15 protein-coding genes are annotated in these 14,672 nt (G+C 68.7%); 9 read left to right on the plus strand and 6 right to left on the minus strand.

Annotated elements, in window-relative coordinates:
* The first annotated feature begins 109 nt into the window (after window positions 1-109).
* From G6N14_RS04840 to G6N14_RS04855, 4 genes are read left to right on the plus strand one after another with little or no spacing between them, the layout of a single operon-like run.
* Window positions 110-1,141, plus strand: a complete 1,032-nt coding sequence (locus G6N14_RS04840) for a sulfate ABC transporter substrate-binding protein (RefSeq protein ID WP_085134775.1) — start codon at window positions 110-112, stop codon at window positions 1,139-1,141.
* Window positions 1,138-1,989 (plus strand): sulfate ABC transporter permease subunit CysT, encoded by an 852-nt coding sequence (cysT, locus tag G6N14_RS04845; RefSeq protein ID WP_085134776.1) that lies wholly within the window; start codon window positions 1,138-1,140, stop codon window positions 1,987-1,989. The genes G6N14_RS04840 and cysT overlap by 4 nt, the downstream gene beginning before the upstream one ends.
* Window positions 1,986-2,801 (plus strand): sulfate ABC transporter permease subunit CysW, encoded by an 816-nt coding sequence (gene cysW / locus G6N14_RS04850; RefSeq protein WP_085134777.1) that lies wholly within the window; start codon window positions 1,986-1,988, stop codon window positions 2,799-2,801. The genes cysT and cysW overlap by 4 nt, the downstream gene beginning before the upstream one ends.
* The gene (locus G6N14_RS04855) at window positions 2,798-3,841 is read left to right on the plus strand and encodes a sulfate/molybdate ABC transporter ATP-binding protein (RefSeq protein ID WP_085134778.1); all 1,044 of its coding nucleotides are present in this window, start codon (window positions 2,798-2,800) and stop codon (window positions 3,839-3,841) included. Before cysW ends, G6N14_RS04855 begins: the two co-directional genes overlap by 4 nt.
* A 56-nt stretch (window positions 3,842-3,897) precedes the next feature.
* Here the strand turns inward: G6N14_RS04855 and G6N14_RS04860 are convergent, their stop codons facing one another.
* The 3 genes from G6N14_RS04860 to G6N14_RS04870 are packed head-to-tail and all read right to left on the minus strand — an operon-like array spanning window position 3,898 to window position 7,018.
* Window positions 3,898-4,638, minus strand: a complete 741-nt coding sequence (locus G6N14_RS04860; RefSeq protein WP_085134779.1) for a sirohydrochlorin chelatase — start codon at window positions 4,636-4,638, stop codon at window positions 3,898-3,900.
* A complete protein-coding gene (locus G6N14_RS04865) occupies window positions 4,617-5,342 on the minus strand; it encodes a phosphoadenylyl-sulfate reductase (protein WP_085134780.1) in 726 nt (241 codons plus the stop codon). The genes G6N14_RS04860 and G6N14_RS04865 overlap by 22 nt, the downstream gene beginning before the upstream one ends.
* The gene (locus G6N14_RS04870; protein WP_085134781.1) at window positions 5,339-7,018 is read right to left on the minus strand and encodes a nitrite/sulfite reductase; all 1,680 of its coding nucleotides are present in this window, start codon (window positions 7,016-7,018) and stop codon (window positions 5,339-5,341) included. Before G6N14_RS04870 ends, G6N14_RS04865 begins: the two co-directional genes overlap by 4 nt.
* A 407-nt stretch (window positions 7,019-7,425) precedes the next feature.
* Here G6N14_RS04870 and G6N14_RS04875 point away from each other — a divergent pair, with 407 nt between their 5' ends.
* From G6N14_RS04875 to G6N14_RS04895, 5 genes are all read left to right on the plus strand, one after another.
* A complete protein-coding gene (locus tag G6N14_RS04875; RefSeq protein ID WP_234808835.1) occupies window positions 7,426-7,962 on the plus strand; it encodes a hypothetical protein in 537 nt (178 codons plus the stop codon).
* Window positions 7,959-8,357 carry a transglycosylase family protein gene (locus G6N14_RS04880; RefSeq protein WP_085134782.1) on the plus strand — a complete coding sequence of 133 codons (399 nt, stop codon included), beginning with the start codon at window positions 7,959-7,961 and terminating at the stop codon, window positions 8,355-8,357. Before G6N14_RS04875 ends, G6N14_RS04880 begins: the two co-directional genes overlap by 4 nt.
* A 49-nt stretch (window positions 8,358-8,406) precedes the next feature.
* A complete protein-coding gene (gene hemW / locus G6N14_RS04885) occupies window positions 8,407-9,588 on the plus strand; it encodes a radical SAM family heme chaperone HemW (protein ID WP_085134783.1) in 1,182 nt (393 codons plus the stop codon).
* Between the two features lie 69 nt (window positions 9,589-9,657).
* Window positions 9,658-11,004, plus strand: a complete 1,347-nt coding sequence (locus G6N14_RS04890) for a salicylate synthase (protein WP_085134784.1) — start codon at window positions 9,658-9,660, stop codon at window positions 11,002-11,004.
* A 67-nt stretch (window positions 11,005-11,071) separates the two neighbouring features.
* Window positions 11,072-11,341: a metal-sensitive transcriptional regulator gene (locus tag G6N14_RS04895; RefSeq protein WP_085134785.1), complete on the plus strand. Its 270-nt coding sequence runs from the start codon at window positions 11,072-11,074 to the stop codon at window positions 11,339-11,341.
* 23 nt (window positions 11,342-11,364) lie between these two features.
* Here G6N14_RS04895 and G6N14_RS04900 read toward each other — a convergent pair whose 3' ends face one another.
* The 3 genes from G6N14_RS04900 to G6N14_RS04910 are packed head-to-tail and all read right to left on the minus strand — an operon-like array spanning window position 11,365 to window position 14,661.
* On the minus strand, window positions 11,365-12,255 hold the full coding sequence (locus G6N14_RS04900) for a MerR family transcriptional regulator (RefSeq protein ID WP_085134786.1): 891 nt from the start codon (window positions 12,253-12,255) through the stop codon (window positions 11,365-11,367).
* Window positions 12,252-13,739: a flavin-containing monooxygenase gene (locus G6N14_RS04905; protein ID WP_085134787.1), complete on the minus strand. Its 1,488-nt coding sequence runs from the start codon at window positions 13,737-13,739 to the stop codon at window positions 12,252-12,254. The genes G6N14_RS04900 and G6N14_RS04905 overlap by 4 nt, the downstream gene beginning before the upstream one ends.
* A 1-nt stretch (window position 13,740) precedes the next feature.
* Window positions 13,741-14,661 carry a reductase gene (locus G6N14_RS04910; RefSeq protein WP_085134788.1) on the minus strand — a complete coding sequence of 307 codons (921 nt, stop codon included), beginning with the start codon at window positions 14,659-14,661 and terminating at the stop codon, window positions 13,741-13,743.
* Between the last annotated feature and the right edge of the window lie 11 nt (window positions 14,662-14,672).

Consider the following 14,672-nt stretch of genomic DNA (forward strand, 5'->3'; position numbering starts at 1 on the left):
ACCGGTGTCGTCATTGCTGACGCACGATATCTCCAGCGAATGCCCTTTCGCGATCCGACGGACAAGCACTTCTGCTGAGGTTCGTACGGATCGCCGAGAAAGGTCACCAATGCCCAGAACCATCGCGCGCAGTGCCGCATTGGCGCTGGCAGCCGCCTTGGCCTTCACCACGCTCACCGGCTGTGGCGGCGGTCCCAGCGACGTGGTCGGCGGCGGCGGGCGGGCCGAGGCCCACACCACCTTGACCCTGGTGGCCTACGCGGTCCCTGAGCCCGGCTGGAGCAAGGTGATTCCGGCCTTCTACGCCACCGAACAGGGGGCTGACGTCCAGGTCGTCACCTCCTACGGCGCATCAGGGGACCAGTCGCGCGGCGTGGTCAGCGGCAAACCCGCGGACCTGGTGAACTTCTCGGTGGAACCCGACATCACCCGGCTGGTCAAAGCCGGCAAAGTCGCCGAGGACTGGAACGCCGACGTCACCGGGGGCATCCCGTTCGGGTCGGTGGTGACGCTGGTGGTGCGCCAGGGCAACCCCAAGCACATCAAGGACTGGGACGACCTGCTGCGCCCCGAGGTGGAGGTGATCAGCCCCAGTCCGCTGAGCTCCGGGTCGGCGAAGTGGAATCTGTTGGCCCCCTATGCGGTCAAGAGCGAAGGCGGCAAGAACCCGCAGGCCGGCCTCGACTTCGTCGATCAACTGGTCAGCAACCACGTCAAGCTGCGACCCGGCTCGGGGCGCGAGGCTACCGACGTCTTCCTGCAGGGCAGTGGGGACGTACTGATCAGCTACGAGAACGAGGCGATCGCCGTCGAGCGCAAGGGCAAGCCGGTGGAGCACGTCAACCCCCCGCAGACCTTCAAGATCGAGAATCCCCTGGCGGTGGTGAGTTCGAGCAGACATCTGGAAGCCGCCACCGCGTTCAAGAATTTCCAGTACACGCCCGCCGCGCAACGCCTGTGGGCCGAAGCCGGCTTCCGCCCGGCCGACCCGAGCGTCGCCGCGGAGTTCAGCGGCTCGTTCCCGGCTCCCGACAAACTTTGGACCGTCGCCGACCTGGGCGGCTGGAGCGTCGTCGACAGTGCACTGTTCGACAAGGAGAGCGGATCTATCACCAAGATCTACACCCAGGCCACCGGATGAGCGCGGCTGTGGTCGACGAAGAGGCGTCGCCGCCGGCGACGCGGGCGCCCTCGGGGTTGCGGCGCGAGGGCGTCTCCCTGCGGGTGGGCGCCGCGACGGTGTGGCTGTCACTGATCGTGCTGGCGCCGTTGGCGGCCATCACCTGGCAGTCGGCCGGCGGCGGCTGGCGGGCCTTTGAGCAGGCGGTGACCTCACATGCCGCACTGGAGTCGTTCCGGGTGACGTTGACGATCGCGGCCGGGGTCACGGCGGCCAACGTGGTCTTCGGGCTCCTGATCGCCTGGATGCTGGTGCGCGATGACTTCATCGGCAAACGCTTCATCGACGTGCTCATCGACCTGCCGTTCGCCCTGCCGACCATTGTCGCCAGCCTGGTGATGTTGGCACTGTACGGTCCGGCCAGCCCGGTACACGTGCACCTGCAGCACACCGCGGCCGGCGTCGGCCTGGCACTGGCGTTCGTCACGCTGCCGTTCGTGGTGCGGGCCGTGCAGCCGGTGTTGTTGGAGATCGATCGCGAAGTCGAGGAGGCGGCCGCATCCCTGGGGGCCTCCGGATTCACCATCTTCCGCCAGGTGGTGCTGCCGTCCCTGACACCGGCCTTGCTGACCGGGGCGGGACTGGCGTTCTCGCGGGCCATCGGTGAGTTCGGTTCGGTAGTGCTGATCGGTGGCGCGGTGCCCGGGAAGACCGAAGTGTCCTCGCAGTGGATCCGCACCCTGATCGAGAACGACGACCGGACCGGCGCGGCGGCCATTTCGTTGGTGTTGCTGGGGATTTCCTTCCTGGTGCTGCTCGCGCTGCGAGTGCTGGGAGCCCGGGTGACCAAGCGGCAGGAGCGGTCATGACGTCGTCGCCGAAAGTCCGCTATCTGATTCGATGGGTCTCGCTGGCCTATATCGGCCTGTTGTTGATCGTTCCGGTGTCGTTGATCCTGTGGCGCACTTTCGCCCCGGGTTTCGGGCAGTTCTTCGATTACATCTCCACGCCGGCCGCGATCTCGGCGCTGCAGCTGTCGCTGCTGGTGGTGGCGATCGTGGTTCCGCTGAACGTCATCTTCGGGATACCCACTGCGCTGGTATTGGCCCGCAACAAGTTCCGGGGCAAGGGCGTGCTGCAAGCGGTGATCGATCTGCCGTTCGCCGTGTCGCCGGTGATCGTCGGCGTGGCACTTGTCGTGCTGTGGGGATCGGCGGGGCTCCTGGGATTCGTTGAGAACGACTGGGGCTTCAAGATCATCTTCGGTCTGCCCGGCATAGTGTTGGCCAGCATCTTCGTCACGCTGCCGTTTGTGATCCGGGAAGTCGAACCGGTGTTGCACGAGCTGGGAACCGATATGGAAGAGGCCTCGGCGACGCTGGGTTCCAGCGGGTGGCAGACGTTCTGGCGTATCACGTTGCCCTCCATCCGGTGGGGCCTGACATACGGGATCGTGCTGACCGTTGCGCGCACTCTCGGCGAGTACGGCGCGGTGTTGATCGTGTCGTCGAACCTGCCCGGCAAATCCCAGACGCTCACGCTGCTGGTGTCCGACCGCTACAACCGGGGCGCCGAATACGGCGCCTACGCCCTGTCCACACTGCTGATGGCGGTGTCGGTGTTGGTGTTGATCGTTCAGGTGGTGCTCGATATGCGCCGGGCCGGAAAGGTAAACAAATGAGCAACGCAATCACGGTGCAGGGGGCGAACAAGCGCTACGGCGACTTCGTGGCACTGGACAACGTCGACTTCGCGGTTCCGGCCGGTTCGCTCACGGCACTGCTCGGCCCCAGCGGCTCGGGTAAGTCGACGCTGCTGCGGGCGATCGCCGGCCTGGACCACCCGGACAGCGGCACCATCACCATCAACGGAGCCGACGTCACCGGGGTCCCGCCGCAGCGCCGCGGCATCGGGTTCGTCTTTCAGCACTACGCGGCGTTCAAGCACATGACGGTCCGCGAGAATGTGGCGTTCGGGCTCAAGATTCGCAGGCGGCCCAAGGCCGAAGTCAAGAAGAAGGTGGACAACCTACTGGAAGTGGTGGGGCTCAGCGGTTTCCAGAATCGCTATCCCAACCAGCTCTCCGGCGGTCAGCGTCAGCGGATGGCTCTGGCCCGGGCCCTGGCGGTGGACCCGCAGGTGCTGCTGCTCGACGAGCCGTTCGGCGCGCTGGACGCCAAAGTCCGCGAGGACCTGCGGGCCTGGCTGCGCCGCCTGCACGACGAGGTGCACGTCACGACCGTGTTGGTCACCCACGACCAGGCCGAGGCGCTGGATGTCGCAGACCGGATCGCCGTTTTGAACCAGGGGCGCATCGAGCAGCTCGGCACCCCCACTGAAGTCTACGACGCCCCGGCGAACGCGTTCGTCATGTCGTTTCTGGGTGCGGTGTCCTCGCTCAACGGAGCCCTGGTCCGGCCGCACGACATTCGCGTCGGGCGTACTCCGGACATGGCGGTCCCGGCGGCGGGCGTCGACGGGACCGACGGTGTCGGGGTGGTGCGCGCCATCGTCGACCGCGTGGTGGTCCTGGGCTTCGAGGTCCGGGTGGAATTGACCAACGCGGCCACCAACATGCCGTTCACCGCGCAGATCACCCGCGGGGACGCCGAAGCGCTCGCGCTGGCCGAGGGAGACACCGTCTACGCCCGCGCCACCCGCGTGCCTCCGCTCAGTGATGTGGCGGCCGCCGACGCGGCTGTGACGGCAGCGGCGCGCTGAGGTATCCCGGCGGGAACTCGTTACGCAACCGGCTTTTCGGCCAGGTGCTCGCCGGATCAGGCGGCGCAGCGTGCGCTGAGCACACCTTCGACGCGGTCGAGGACGGTGGCGGCCACCAAGCGGTGCGCGCCCAGCGGCTCGGCCATCGGGATGCCGGCGTCGGCTGCATAGGCCGCGACCCGGTCGGTGATCTGGCCGTGGGCCAAGAACCAGGGCGCGATCATCACCGAGGTGGCGCCGCGCTCGCGCAGCCGTTCGACCGCTTCGGGCACCGACGGTTGCGGTCCGCTGGTCGCGAAGGCGACTTCGGCTCCCGCCCACCGTGTTCCGCGAGCCAGCCGGCCAGCGATCGTGGCGGTCTGGGCGTTGGCCGCGGCGTGCGAGGAGCCCACCGCGACCACCACCACACCCAGGCCGGGGTCGAACCGCGACGCGCCGGCGGCGGTGAGGCGTTCCCCGAGTACCTGGACCAGACGGCTGTCCTCGCCCAGTGTCGGCGCAACCCGAACGTCGGCACCGGACTGCGCGATCATCGCCGGAATATCGACGCGGGCATGGTAGGCGCTGGCCAGCAGCAGGGGCACCACGACGGTGTCGGCGCTCTCGGCGGGGCGCTCGCCCAGCACGTCCGGCAGACTCGGGGCGTTGTGCTCGCAGAACGCCACCCGCACGGCGTATTCGGGCGCCACCCGCCGCAAGTGTCCGGCGATCGCGTGGGTGTTGGCCGCCGAGCGCGGATCGCGGCTGCCGTGGGCGGTCAGCACCAGCGTGGTGGTCACGAGACGTGCAGCCCGCATTCGGTTTTGGCCAGGCCGGCCCAGCGCCCGCTGCGCGGGTCGGCGCCGGCTTCGGGCTTCCTGGTGCACGGTGCACAGCCGATCGAGGGATAGCCCTCCTCGATCAACGGGTTGACCAGCACGTTGTTGGCCACGATGTAGGCGTCCATCTCCGCGTCGGTCCACGCCGCCAAGGGGTTGACCTTCACCAGCCCGAACTGGTCGTCGAAACTGATCAGCGGTGCGTTGGCGCGGGTCGGGGCCTCCACCCGCCGCAGCCCGGTCACCCATGCCGAGTAGCCGCGCAGCGTGCGGGCCAGCGGCTCGACCTTGCGCAGCCGGCAACACGTCGCCGGATCGGACGCGAACAGGTCTTTGCCGTGGGCGCTGTCCTGCTCGGCGACGGTCTGCTCCGGGGTGACGTTGACCAGCGCGATGTCATACACCGACTCCACCGCATCGCGGGTGCCGATGGTCTCGGCGAAGTGGTAGCCGGTGTCGAGGAACAGCACCGGCACACCGGTGCGGACCTTGGCCGCCAAGTCCACCAGCACGGCGTCGGCCATGTTCGACGCCACGACGTAGTTGCAGTCGGCGGCCGAACCGCCGGGCCCGCCGAAGTGGGTATCGGTCCACTCCAGCAACTCCCGGGCCGAAGCGCCGTCGAGCTCGGCCGCCCCCTTGGCGGCCAGCTCGCGCAGCTCCGCGTCGCTGTGCGGCCTCACCGCAGCTCGTCTTCCTCGGCGCGCACCGCCCACTGCGCAAAGCGCTCGCCGGGGTTGCGCTGTTTGATGAAGTTGCGCACCACCCGGTCGATGTAGTCACCGAGTTCGTCGCTGTAGACCTTGTGCTGGCGCAGCTTGCGGCCGAACCCGCTGTCGGCGCCCAAGCTGCCGCCCAGGTGCACCTGGAAACCGGGGACCGAGTTGCCCTCGCCGTCGTCGATCATCTGGCCCTTGAACCCGATGTCGGCCACCTGAATCCGGGCACACGAGTTCGGGCACCCGTTGATGTTCACCGTCACCGGCACGTCCAGCAGGGCGTTGAGGTCGTCGAGGCGTTGCTCGAGTTCGGGGACCAGGCTCTGGGCACGCACGCGGGTCTCGACGAACGACAGCTTGCAGAATTCCAGTCCGGTGCACGCCATCAGATTGCGGCGCCACGGCGACGGGTTGGCCGGCAGACCCAGCGCATCCAGTCCGGCCAGCAGTCCGTCGAGCTTCTCGTCGGCGACGTCGAGGATGATCAGCTTCTGGTGTGTGGTGAACCGGGCCCGGTCCGTGCCGACCTGCTCCATCAACTCGGCGACCTTGACCAGTGTCTCGCCGCTGACCCGTCCGGAGATCGGGGCCACCCCGACCGCGTTGAGGCCGTTGCGGGTGCGCTGGACCCCGACGTGGTCGATGGGGGCGGTGGGCTTCGTCGGCGCCGGGCCGTCGATCAGCGGGCGCTTGAGGTACTCGGTTTCGAGAACTTCCCGGAACTTCTCGACGCCCCAGTCCTTGACCAGAAACTTCAGCCGAGCCTTGGAACGCAGCCGGCGGTAACCGTAGTCGCGGTACAGGCTGGTGACGGCTTCCCAGACATCCGGTACCTCATCCAGCGGCACCCAGGCGCCGAGCCGCTGTGCCAGCATCGGGTTGGTGGACAGGCCGCCGCCGACCCACAGGTCCAAGCCGGGGCCGTGTTCGGGGTGGTTGACCCCGATGAAGGAGATGTCGTTGACCTCGTGGGCGACGTCCTGCAGGCCGGAGACGGCGGTCTTGAACTTGCGCGGCAGGTTGGCGAACTCCGGGTTTCCGATGTAGCGCCGAATGATCTCGTCGAGAGCCGACGTGGGGTCGAGCACCTCGTCGAGGGATTCGCCGGCCAGCGGGGACCCCAGCATGGCGCGCGGGCAGTCGCCGCAGGCCTCGATGGTCTGCAGGCCGACTTCAGCCAGCCTGTCCCAGATCTCCGGTACGTTCTCGATCTCGATCCAGTGGTACTGCACGTTCTGGCGGTCGGAGATGTCGGCGGTGTTGCGAGCGAAGTCGACCGAGATCTGACCGAGGGTGCGCATTGCGGCGGCCGAGAGTGCCTTGCCGTCGCAGCGCACCCGCATCATGAAGTACTTGGCCTCGAGCAGATCGGCGTTCTCGTCGCCGGTGAAGGTGCCGTCGTAGCCCTGCTCACGCTGGGTGTAGAGGCCCATCCAGCGGAACCGGCCGCGCAGGTCGTCCTTGGTGATGCTGTCGAACCCCTCTTTGGAGTACACATCGATGATCCGGGCCTGGACGTTGAGCGCCGGGTCTTCCTGCTTGAACTGCTCGTTGTGGTTGACCGGTTCGGTCTCGCCGAGCGCCCACTGGGCCTCGCTGCGCTTCGGCTTGCTCGGCGGAGCGGACGGAGTGGCGGTCATGGTTCTCCTTCGGAAAAGGAGCCGGCGGGATTGAGCGCGGTGCACCGGCGACTGTCTCCGGCGGCGCAGATCCGGCGGCCAGCTGGGCAGTGCAGGTGGGCGGTTCTACGACATCAAGGCAGACAGCGACAGCTGCCTACACGCTTGAGGTCGATATGCCGCCGAGCCACCAGGGCAACTCCGGACGAAGTGCAGTAGGCGGCGGTCACACGGGCGATTATGCCATGGATGCCGAAAATCTTCCTTACCGGCGCAAAGTTGTGATCGGCGTGCGCGAAACTCTTCCTCGGGCTTCGACGCCCCAGGGTGCGGGCCGGGGGAATGGATCGGCACGGCTGACCGGGCGGCACACCGTCGGCGCCGGGCCGGCCGAGAACGCACAGCCGATCGGAAGGCGGGTGGGGCAGATGAGTGTGGACCTCGGGTGGGAGCCGGCGTGGGAGCCGCCTTCCCACGGCGCGGCACCGCGGGAAAGCGGCCACGCCAAGCTGCGGCGCTGGCTGGCGGTGGCCGTGCTGGCTGCCACGCTCGGCTGCGGGGGATGGCTCGCGGTGCTGCACTACCAGACCCACGTCGCCGGCGAGCAGGCGCTGCAGGCCGCGCAGGCCTATGTGTTGCGGCTGAGCAACATCGATGCCGGCAACATCGATCGCCAGTTCGCCGACATCACCGCCGGTTCCACCGGCGAGTTCGAGGTTCTGCAGACCCGCTCCGGGACCCGGCTCCGTCAAGACCTGATCGACAGCAATGCCACGGCCCGCGGCTACGTCGCCGAGGCGGTGCTCAAATCCGCCGACCGTAACCACGCCGTGGTCGTGCTGTTGGTCGATCAGGCGGTGCGCAACGCCGAATACCCCCAACCGGTGATCGAGCACAGCCGCATCCGCATGACGATGGACAGGGTGGACCGGCGCTGGCTGGCCAGCAGGGTGGAGTTGATATGAGGAAACTCACAGCGCTGGCCGCGGGCGTACTGCTGGTGAGTGCCGCGGAGATGCCCGGTGCCGCCAACGCCGAGCCCCTCGACTGGGAAGCCATCGCCCGCTGCGAGTCCGGGGGAGACTGGTCCGCCGACAACGGCCAGGGCGCTTACGGCGGACTGCGCATCAGCCTCGCGGACTGGGGCCGCAACGGCGGGGTGGGGCTGCCGTCGCAGGCGTCGCCCCAGCAACAGATCGCGGTCGCCCAGCGCATCATGGCCAGCCGGGGTCCCGGCGCCTGGGCCGGATGCCTGACGCCCGCAGGCAGTCCTGCCGCTGCCGCGACGGTCGGCTCGCTGACCCACTATCTGACGGCGCTGTCGGCGGGCGGGCCGGCGACCGCCGCGTCCGCCGACTGAGTCGCCGACGCACAGCGGCGCCGGGCACGCCGTGGGATGATCGGACGCCATGACACTGACCCCGACCGCAGTAGCGCTGCCCGAGGTGTCGCCGGCCCGGGGCGGGCCCGACGGGCCGTTCGGGGTCTATGTGCACGTGCCGTTCTGTTTCGCGCGGTGCGGTTACTGCGACTTCAACACCTACACACCGGCGGAGCTCGGCGGGGCGAATCCCGACGCCTGGGTGGCGGCGCTGGACCGCGAACTGGAATTGGCCGCCGAGCGGGCGGGCGGGCGGCCCGCCGACACGGTGTTCGTCGGCGGTGGCACACCGTCGCTGCTGGGCGCGGAGCGGTTGGGGCGCGTGCTCGACCGGGTGCGCGCGCACTTCGGGCTGGCCGCCGACGCCGAGGTCACCACCGAGGCCAACCCGGAGTCGACGTCGCCGCAGTTCTTCGAATCGATCCGGGCCGCCGGCTACACCCGGGTGTCGCTGGGGATGCAGTCGGTGTCTCCGCATGTGCTGGCCACCCTGGACCGGATTCATTCGCCGGGCCGGCCGGTGGCTGCCGCGCGCGAGGCACGCGCTGCGGGCTTTGCGCACCTCAACATCGACCTGATCTACGGCACGCCGGGAGAGACCGACGACGACCTGCTGCGGTCGGTGGACGCCGCGCTGGAGGCCGGCGCGGATCACGTCTCGGCCTACAGCCTGATCGTGGAGCAGGGCACCGCCCTGGCCCGCCGGGTACGGCGCGGTGAGCTGCCCGCGCCCGAGGACGATGTGCTGGCGCACCGCTACGAACTGGTCGACAGCCGCCTGCGGGCGGCCGGGATGGACTGGTACGAGGTGTCCAACTGGAGCCGGCCCGGCGCGGCCTGCCGGCACAACCTGGGTTACTGGGGCGGCGGCCGGTGGTGGGGCGCCGGTCCCGGCGCGCACAGTTACGACGGCGTGCTGCGCTGGTGGAACGTCAAGCATCCCGACGCCTACGCGCAACTGCTGGCGGACGGCGTCTTGCCGGTGGCGGGTTTCGAGGAGCTCTCCGACGCCGACCGGCACACCGAGGACGTGATGTTGCGCCTGCGGATGCGCGACGGGCTGGCGCTGGCGCTGCTCGACGCGCAGGAGCGCGAACGCGCCGCCACCGCGATCGGCGACGGGCTGGTGCTCAGCGACGGTGAGCGGCTGGTGCTGACCGATCGCGGCCGACTGCTGGCCGATGCCGTGGTGCGATCGCTGCTGGGATAGCTGTGCCGGTGGCGGCGGTCCGAGGGGCCGTGGCGCGCAGCCAGGTAGGTTAGGCTACATTTACTAACTGTGACCGAGGTCGGTGTCGAAGCAGTCTCCGAAGCCGCATTGACGGTGCCGTTGCCCCCCGGCGTGGCGCCGGCCGACCTCGCCGCCGCGTTGGCCGCGGCGTTGCCGGAACGCGACGGTCAGGAGTACCTGATCTACGAGCGGGGCGGCAGCTGGACCCTGGCCGCCGGGGTGCGTGCGGCCATCGAGCTCGACAGCGACGAGCTGCGGACGGTCCGCGACGGGGTGGTGCGGCGCGAGCACTGGCGGGGCCGGCCGGCCGCGGTGCTCGGCGAGGCGGTGGACCGGTTGCTGCTGGAGGCCGCCGAGGTGTTCGGCTGGGTCGCTTTTGAATTCGGGGCCTACCGCTTCGGGCTGGGCGAGCGCCTGGCGCCGGGCACTGCGCTGGCGCGGGTGTTCTGGCCGCAGACCCGGATCGTCGTCACCGCCGAGAAGGTCGAGCTGTTCGGCTACGACGACCGCACCGTCACGGCGCTGGAGCGGCTGCTGGCCGAGGGCGTGCCCGGGCTGGCCGAGCCGTCGTCGATCGCGGTGGACACTGGGGGCGCGGGGTATCGCGATCGCGTGGCGGCCGCCGTCGAGGAGATCCGCGGCGGCGATTACCGCAAGGTGATCCTGTCGCGCTGTGTCGACGTGCCGTTCGCGCTGGACTTCTGCTCCACCTATCGGTTGGGCCGGCGGCACAACACTCCGGCGCGGTCGTTCTTGTTGCGGCTGGGCGGCATTCGGGCGCTGGGCTTCAGCCCGGAGTTGGTGGCCGAAGTCCGTGGCGATGGCACGGTGGTCACCGAGCCGCTGGCCGGCACGCGTGCCCGCACCGGCGACCCCGTGATCGACGGGCCGGTTCGGGCCGAGCTGGAATCCGATCCCAAGGAGATCGTGGAGCACGCGATCTCGGTGCGCACGTCGGTGGAGGAGATCACCGAGATCGCCGAGCCCGGCAGCGTTCTCGTCGCCGACTTCATGACCGTGCGCGAACGCGGAAGCGTGCAGCATCTGGGCTCTACCGTGCGCGGACGCCTCGATGCGTCCCGGGACCGGATGGACGCCCTGGAGGCGTTGTTCCCGGCGGTCACCGCGTCGGGCATACCCAAGTCGGCCGGAATCGACGCCATCCTTCGGCTCGACGAGTGCCCGCGGGGTCTGTACTCGGGTGCGGTGGTGATGTTCTCGGCTGATGGCGGGCTGGATGCGGCGTTGACCCTGCGGGCGGCCTACGAGCAGGACGGGCGCTGCTGGCTGCGGGCCGGGGCCGGAGTCATCGCCGAGTCGCGGCCCGAGCGGGAGTTCGTGGAGACCTGCGAGAAGCTCGCCACGTTGGCCCCGTACCTGATCGCCCAGGGCTGAAGCTCGTCGGCACACCCTCCGGTGCGATACCCTGTAGGGTATTACGGACGGATGTGGAGGACCTCACGTGCTGGATGACGAAGACAGCGTCAAGTCGGTGTTGAACCGGCTGCGCCGCGCGCACGGCCAGCTCGCCGGGGTGATCGCCATGATCGAGAGCGGCCGCGACTGTAAAGACGTGGTCACCCAGCTCGCGGCGGTCTCCCGGGCGCTGGACCGGGCGGGCTTCAAGATTGTTGCCAGTGGGCTTCGCGAATGCCTGGCCGGCGAGTCCGCCGGCGGCAAAGCCCCGCTGACCGAAGATGAGCTCGAGAAGCTGTTCCTGGCGCTGGCCTAGCTGCTTCTGGTCGCCCCGGCAGCTCAGCGCAGCAACGACTCGGCCAGCAGGCTGCTGACCATCGACTCGATCGTCGACTCGATCGATGAGGCGAGCGTGGCGGTGATTGACGCGACGGCCTGCGTGCGAAACCGCACCAGCATGCCGATCAGCTCGGCGATCTCGGTGTCGGCCGGCAGGGGTGCGCCGGGCTGAATCCGGGTCAGGACGTGTTCGGCGCCGGCCCGCACCAGCATCTGGCTGATCGCGTCGATGTGCGGCAGGCTCTGCTCGTAGAGGTCGATCAGCTTGTCGATGCCGATCCCGTAGCCGCGGACCTCGTTGAACGCCTCGATCAGCTTCGGTCGGGTGATGGTGGCCTCGGCGCCTTCCAGACGGATCACCCCGAGTTGCACCAGGCGCCGCAGGGCCTGCGGGTCGGCGATCCGTCGCTCGGCCTCCTCGCGTGACATGGTCTCGGGCCGTTCGGTGGTCCAGGCGCCCACGATCGCGCTTTCCAGCCCCAGGATGTCGCCCAGGTCCTTGCCCTGCTCCCAGGCGCCGAGCATCTCCTTGACGTGCGCGATGGTGTAGCCACGGTCGAGCATCGAGGTGATCAGCCGCAGCCGGGTCAGGTGGGTGTCGTTGTACAACGCGATCCGGCCGACCCGGCGCGGCGGCGGCAGCAGATCCCGGTCCCGATACACCCGGACGTTGCGGCTGGTGGTTCCGGCCAGCCGGGCCAGGTCGTCGATTCGGTACTCCCGGGATGCCGCGTTGCCGCCGGGGTGGCGCACCACGATCTCGAAGAGCTGCGTCACCGCCGCCTCGATCACCTCGCGGGACTCGCGCCGGACCCGGCGGGGCACCCGGCGCAGGTTCCCCAGCACGGCGGCGATGGTGTCCGGCCGGCCGGGACGATCCGCCGCGGTCATGCCACCGCGTGGTAGTCGGCGATGCGGAAACTACGCATCTGCCGAAGATACTGCGTTGCGAAGCCGGGGTACATGGACGCGTTGAAGCCGTCCTCGGTCAGGTACCAGCTGCGGCAGCCCGACATCCAGGTGGTCTTGCGCAGCCGTTGCTGGATCTGTTCGTTGTGGCGGCGCTGCACGTCGTCGCGCACGTCGAGGTAGCGCAGCCGCTTGGCGCGGATCGCGCCGATCGCCCGCACCACGTAGTCGATCTGGCCTTCGACGTAGACCAGCAGAGAGTTGTGGCCCGGCCCCGAGTTGGGTCCGGTCATGAAGAACAGGTTGGGGTAACCGTGCGCCTGGATGCTTTTGAAGGCTTGAGCGCCCCCGCTCCAGTCCGCCGACAGCGACCTGCCGCCCATCCCGGTGACCGGAAACGGCGGGCCGGTCAGGTGCACGTCGTAGCCCGTTGCGAACACGATGGCGTCCAGCCGGTGTTCCACGCCGTCGCTGGTGCGGATGCCGTCCGGGCTGATGGTGGCGATCGGCCAGTCGATGAGTTTGCAGTTCTCGCGCTGCAGCGCGGGGTAGTAGTCGCTGGAGACCAGCATGCGTTTGCAGCCGGGCGTGAAATCCGGCGTGAGCTGGCGGCGCAGCCAGGGGTCTTTGACCGTCGCGCGAAGGTGGGCCTTGCCCAGTTGCGCGACCAGGTTGCTGAGCGGGGTGTTCCAGACCAGCGCGGTGGTGCTGGCTTCGTGGCCCCAGAACAGCGCCTGGCGGGCAAGCAGTTGGGCGGCGGGGACCTTGGCGAACAGTTCCTGGACTTTCGGCGGCATCTCCAGGTCCAGGCGGGGCAGCACCCAGCCCGCCGTGCGCTGAAAGACCTTGACGAATCCGGCTTGCTCGACCAGCTCCGGCACGATCTGCACCGCGCTGGCGCCGGTGCCGATGACCGCGACGCTCTTGCCGGTGAAGTCGTAGTCGTGGTCCCAGCGGGCACTGTGGATCTTGTGTCCGGTGTAGCTGTCCAGGCCCCGAATGGCCGGGAAGCTGCAGTCCGGTAGCGGCCCGGAGGCCAGGACCACGGTGCGGGCCCGAAACTGGGCGGCTCGCTTGCGCCCGGCCGCCACCGCGGTGACTGTCCATACCCCGGCGTCGGAGTCGAATTCCAGCCCGGTGACCTCGGTGCCGAACCGGATGTGGCGGCGCAGGTCGAACCTGTCGACCATGTCCTCGATGTGCCCGCAGATCTCGGCGGCCGACGGATACGCCCGTGACCAGCCGGGGTTGGTGACGAAGGAGAAGGAATACAGCAGCGACGGAATGTCGCACGCCGCACCGGGATAGCGGGTGTCGCGCCAGGTGCCGCCGACGCGGTCGCTGCGTTCCAGGATGACCATGTCGTCGGGGCCGGCGCGGCCGGCTTCGGCCAGCTTGATTGCCGTGCCGATACCGGTGAACCCGGCTCCCACGATCAGGGTCTGGTAGAGGCGTGCCGGCGCCATGTCAGGCGGCCGGCTCGTGGGTGAGCTCTTTGAACCAGCTGGGAATGGGCTTGAGCAGGCGCTTGGGGTAGAAGCCGGACAGCCACACCGCGGGGTTGGCCAGCAGGTGGTACGGACTGTCCGGGTTGGCCATCCAGCTCGAGTAGCGCTTGACCACCCGGTAGGCCGGCACCCGCCGGGTGTGTTCGCCACGCTCGCCGAGCTGCGTGAAGCGCATCAAGGCGGTGTAGAGCCGCTGGGGGTCCAATCCCATGCCGATCACCTCGTTGCGCACCCGGTTGAGCAGGGGGATCGAGATCAGCGCGCCGATGATCAGCGACGGCGAGGCCATGGTGCCGACGAACTCGATCGCCAGCCGACGCGCATCGGCGTGGCCGATCATGTCCAGCACCTCGAAATCGACTGCGATATGCCGGGATTCGTCGTTGTTGATCTTCTCGAACACCTGATGGCAGACGGGGTCGTCGACCTCGTCGAGCAGGAATTTGAGCAGGGCGCCGTCAAGGGCGACTTCCAGCATCGGGATCACGGTGCCCAGAACCGACAGCGGCAGGTCGTCGGAGTACTCGTCGAGCCATTGCATCGCCAACCGGATGTTGACGTTGGGTTCGGGCATCTCGCCGTCTTCGAGCATGCCCCAGCGCTTCATCAGTGCCAGTTCGGCGTTGGCGTGGCGTTGCTCCTCGGCGTGGAAGTACCGGTAGATCTCGGCCAGCGTGGCGGTCGGGGCCTTGCGGGCCAGGGCGGCGAACCCGCGGGCGCCGATGTTCTCGATCCAGCACAGGTCAGCCATGAACTTCTTGAGGTTGGGCACCATGTCGGGGCGGATCAGCTCGGCTCCCGGTGCGTCCCAGTCGATATCGGCCAGAGCCCACTGCCGATCCTTGATCTTGGCGAGCATCACGTCCATGTCGAGAGCCATGTGCTTCTCCT

The organism is Mycolicibacter hiberniae (genome assembly GCF_010729485.1).
Classification (GTDB): Bacteria; Actinomycetota; Actinomycetes; order Mycobacteriales; family Mycobacteriaceae; genus Mycobacterium; species Mycobacterium hiberniae.

Coding starts and splice junctions, on each gene's coding strand:
- G6N14_RS04840 (WP_085134775.1), top strand. CDS start 110: ATGCCCAGAACCATCGCGCGCAGTGCCGCATTGGCGCTGGCAGCCGCC.
- cysT (WP_085134776.1), top strand. CDS start 1,138: ATGAGCGCGGCTGTGGTCGACGAAGAGGCGTCGCCGCCGGCGACGCGG.
- cysW (WP_085134777.1), top strand. CDS start 1,986: ATGACGTCGTCGCCGAAAGTCCGCTATCTGATTCGATGGGTCTCGCTG.
- G6N14_RS04855 (WP_085134778.1), top strand. CDS start 2,798: ATGAGCAACGCAATCACGGTGCAGGGGGCGAACAAGCGCTACGGCGAC.
- G6N14_RS04860 (WP_085134779.1), bottom strand. CDS start 4,638: ATGCGGGCTGCACGTCTCGTGACCACCACGCTGGTGCTGACCGCCCAC.
- G6N14_RS04870 (WP_085134781.1), bottom strand. CDS start 7,018: ATGACCGCCACTCCGTCCGCTCCGCCGAGCAAGCCGAAGCGCAGCGAG.
- G6N14_RS04875 (WP_234808835.1), top strand. CDS start 7,426: ATGAGTGTGGACCTCGGGTGGGAGCCGGCGTGGGAGCCGCCTTCCCAC.
- G6N14_RS04880 (WP_085134782.1), top strand. CDS start 7,959: ATGAGGAAACTCACAGCGCTGGCCGCGGGCGTACTGCTGGTGAGTGCC.
- hemW (WP_085134783.1), top strand. CDS start 8,407: ATGACACTGACCCCGACCGCAGTAGCGCTGCCCGAGGTGTCGCCGGCC.
- G6N14_RS04900 (WP_085134786.1), bottom strand. CDS start 12,255: ATGACCGCGGCGGATCGTCCCGGCCGGCCGGACACCATCGCCGCCGTG.
- G6N14_RS04905 (WP_085134787.1), bottom strand. CDS start 13,739: ATGGCGCCGGCACGCCTCTACCAGACCCTGATCGTGGGAGCCGGGTTC.
- G6N14_RS04910 (WP_085134788.1), bottom strand. CDS start 14,661: ATGGCTCTCGACATGGACGTGATGCTCGCCAAGATCAAGGATCGGCAG.